This window comes from Cyanobium sp. LEGE 06143 (genome assembly GCF_015207535.1).
Classification (GTDB): Bacteria; Cyanobacteriota; Cyanobacteriia; order PCC-6307; family Cyanobiaceae; genus NIES-981.
Genome location: NZ_JADEWP010000284.1, coordinates 1 through 2,189, shown reverse-complemented (window position 1 = coordinate 2,189; position 2,189 = coordinate 1). Strand labels below are relative to the sequence as shown.

Here is a 2,189-nt window from a genome sequence, read left to right as displayed (position 1 = left end):
GGCCACCCCAAGGCGCTGCAGAACGCCAAGTACGACCGGCTGGTGCTGCTGCGCCACGGCCTGGAGCTGCGCGGGGTGGTGATGGACACCCTGCTGGCGGATTACCTGCGCGATGCCAACGCCAAGCACGGCCTGGAGGTGCTGGCGCAGCGCAACTTCGGCTTCACGCCCACCAGCTACGGGGAGCTGGTGCCCAAGGGCGCCAGCTTCGCGGCTGTGCCGATCGAGGCAGCCGCCCACTACTGCGGCATGGATGTGCACGTGACCAGGCGGCTGGCGCCGCTGCTGCGCCGGGAGCTCGAGGCGCTCGGGCCAGCACTGCCCACCCTTCTGGATCAGGTGGAGCTGCCCCTGGAGCCGGTGCTCGCGCAGATGGAAGCCACGGGCATCACCATCGACACCGCCTACCTCAAGGAGCTGGGGAGCTCCCTGGGCACCACTCTGGAGCGGCTGGAAGCCCAGGCCAGAGCCGCGGCGGGGGTGGACTTCAACCTGGCCAGCCCGAAGCAGCTGGGGGAGCTGCTGTTCGACACCCTGGGACTGGAGCGCAGGAAGTCGCGGCGCACCAAGACGGGCTGGAGCACCGACGCCACCGTGCTCGAAAAACTGGTGGACGACCATCCCGTGGTGCCCCTGGTGCTGGAGCACCGCGTGCTCAGCAAACTCAAGAGCACCTATGTGGATGCCCTCCCCAGCCTGGTGGAGCCGGAAACCGGCAGGGTGCACACGGACTTCAACCAGGCGGTGACGGCCACCGGCCGACTCAGCAGCAGCCATCCCAACCTGCAGAACATCCCCATCCGTACAGAATTCTCCAGGCGGATCCGCAAGGCCTTCCTGCCCCAGGAGGGCTGGACGCTGATCAGCGCCGACTACTCCCAGATCGAGCTGCGCATTCTCACCCATCTCTGCGGCGAAGAGGTGCTGGTGGAGGCCTACCGCAACGGCGACGACGTGCACGCCCTGACGGCGCGGCTGTTGCTGGAGAAGGAGGAGGTGAGCAGCGAAGAACGGCGGCTGGGCAAGACGATCAACTTCGGCGTGATCTACGGCATGGGAGCCCAGCGCTTTGCCCGGGAGGCCGGGGTGAGCCAGGCCGCCGCCAAGGACTTCCTGAGCCGCTACCGGCAGCGCTATCCCAAGGTGTTCGCCTTCCTGGAACTGCAGGAACGGCTGGCCCTCAGCCGCGGCTATGTGGAGACGATCCTGGGGCGGCGGCGGCCCTTTGCCTTTGATCCGGGCGGCCTGGGCCGCTACCTGGGTAAAGACCCGCTGAGCCTGGATCTGGAGCTGGCCCGCCGCCGCGGCCTTGAGGCCCAACAGCTGCGGGCCGCTGCCAACGCGCCGATCCAGGGCTCCAGTGCCGACATCATCAAGCTGGCCATGGTGCAACTGCAGGGGCGTCTTGAGCACGAGGACCTGCCGGCCAGACTGCTCTTGCAGGTGCACGATGAACTGGTGCTGGAAGCCGCCCCCGAGGCCGCTGAGGCAGTGCTGGAACTCACCCGCCGCACCATGGAGCAGGCCATGCAGCTCAGCGTGCCGCTTGTGGTGGAGACGGGGGCTGGCCCGAACTGGATGGAAGCGAAGTAGGACGGATCTCGACCTGTCGCTGCGGCAAGGCGTAGAGCTTTTCCTCAATCAGGGGACTGCCGCAGGCGAGATTGATGGCCCGCTTGATGGCGGAACGACGATCGTTGAGGCGGTAGATGCTTCGGGCCAGCTCCACGAAAGAGGCGCCGAAGTCCTGGGACCGCTCCTTGGCACGGATGCCATCCTCAGCCTCCCACAGCTGGGTATTGACCGCCTGGAGCTGTTGCTGGAGGTCGTCTGGCACAACCAGGGGGGCATCCGCCAAGACCGCCTCCAACAGCCGATGCTCCTGACGGACGTGCTCGAAGGCCGCTCCTTCGAGGTGGTTGAGTTTCAACTCAAGGATGGAGAGTTTGTCGATCAACTCACCCACGGATACCGGGATCTGAATCAAGGAGTCCATGGCCACAGATTAGGCACAAAAAAAGGCCACCCACAAGGTGACCTTTTGATCATCGGAGCAAAGCACAAAAAGTTTTTACCTGGCATCGACCTATTTTCTCAGGGGGCTTCCCCCCAACTATCGTCGGCGCTGCAGCGTTTCACAACCGAGTTCGAGATGGATCGGTGTGGTTCCACTGCGCCATGGACACCAG

2 protein-coding genes and 1 rRNA gene are annotated in these 2,189 nt (G+C 65.1%); 1 reads left to right on the top strand and 2 read right to left on the bottom strand.

Annotated elements, in window-relative coordinates; genetic code table 11:
* Nucleotides 1–1,593 (top strand): DNA polymerase (locus tag IQ216_RS13575; RefSeq protein WP_228007534.1); only part of this gene is annotated, 1,593 nt, incomplete at its 5' end.
* Here IQ216_RS13575 and IQ216_RS13570 read toward each other — a convergent pair.
* The gene (locus tag IQ216_RS13570) at nt 1,535–1,996 is read right to left on the bottom strand and encodes a DUF6165 family protein (protein WP_228007533.1); all 462 of its coding nucleotides are present in this window, start codon (nt 1,994–1,996) and stop codon (nt 1,535–1,537) included. The genes IQ216_RS13575 and IQ216_RS13570 overlap by 59 nt on opposite strands.
* Nucleotides 1,997–2,073: 77 nt before the next feature.
* A 5S ribosomal RNA gene (gene rrf / locus IQ216_RS13565) occupies nt 2,074–2,189 on the bottom strand.

What these genes read in the sequence shown, in the direction of transcription:
- IQ216_RS13570 (WP_228007533.1), bottom strand. Translation starts at nt 1,996, where the DNA reads ATGGACTCCTTGATTCAGATCCCGGTATCCGTGGGTGAGTTGATCGAC.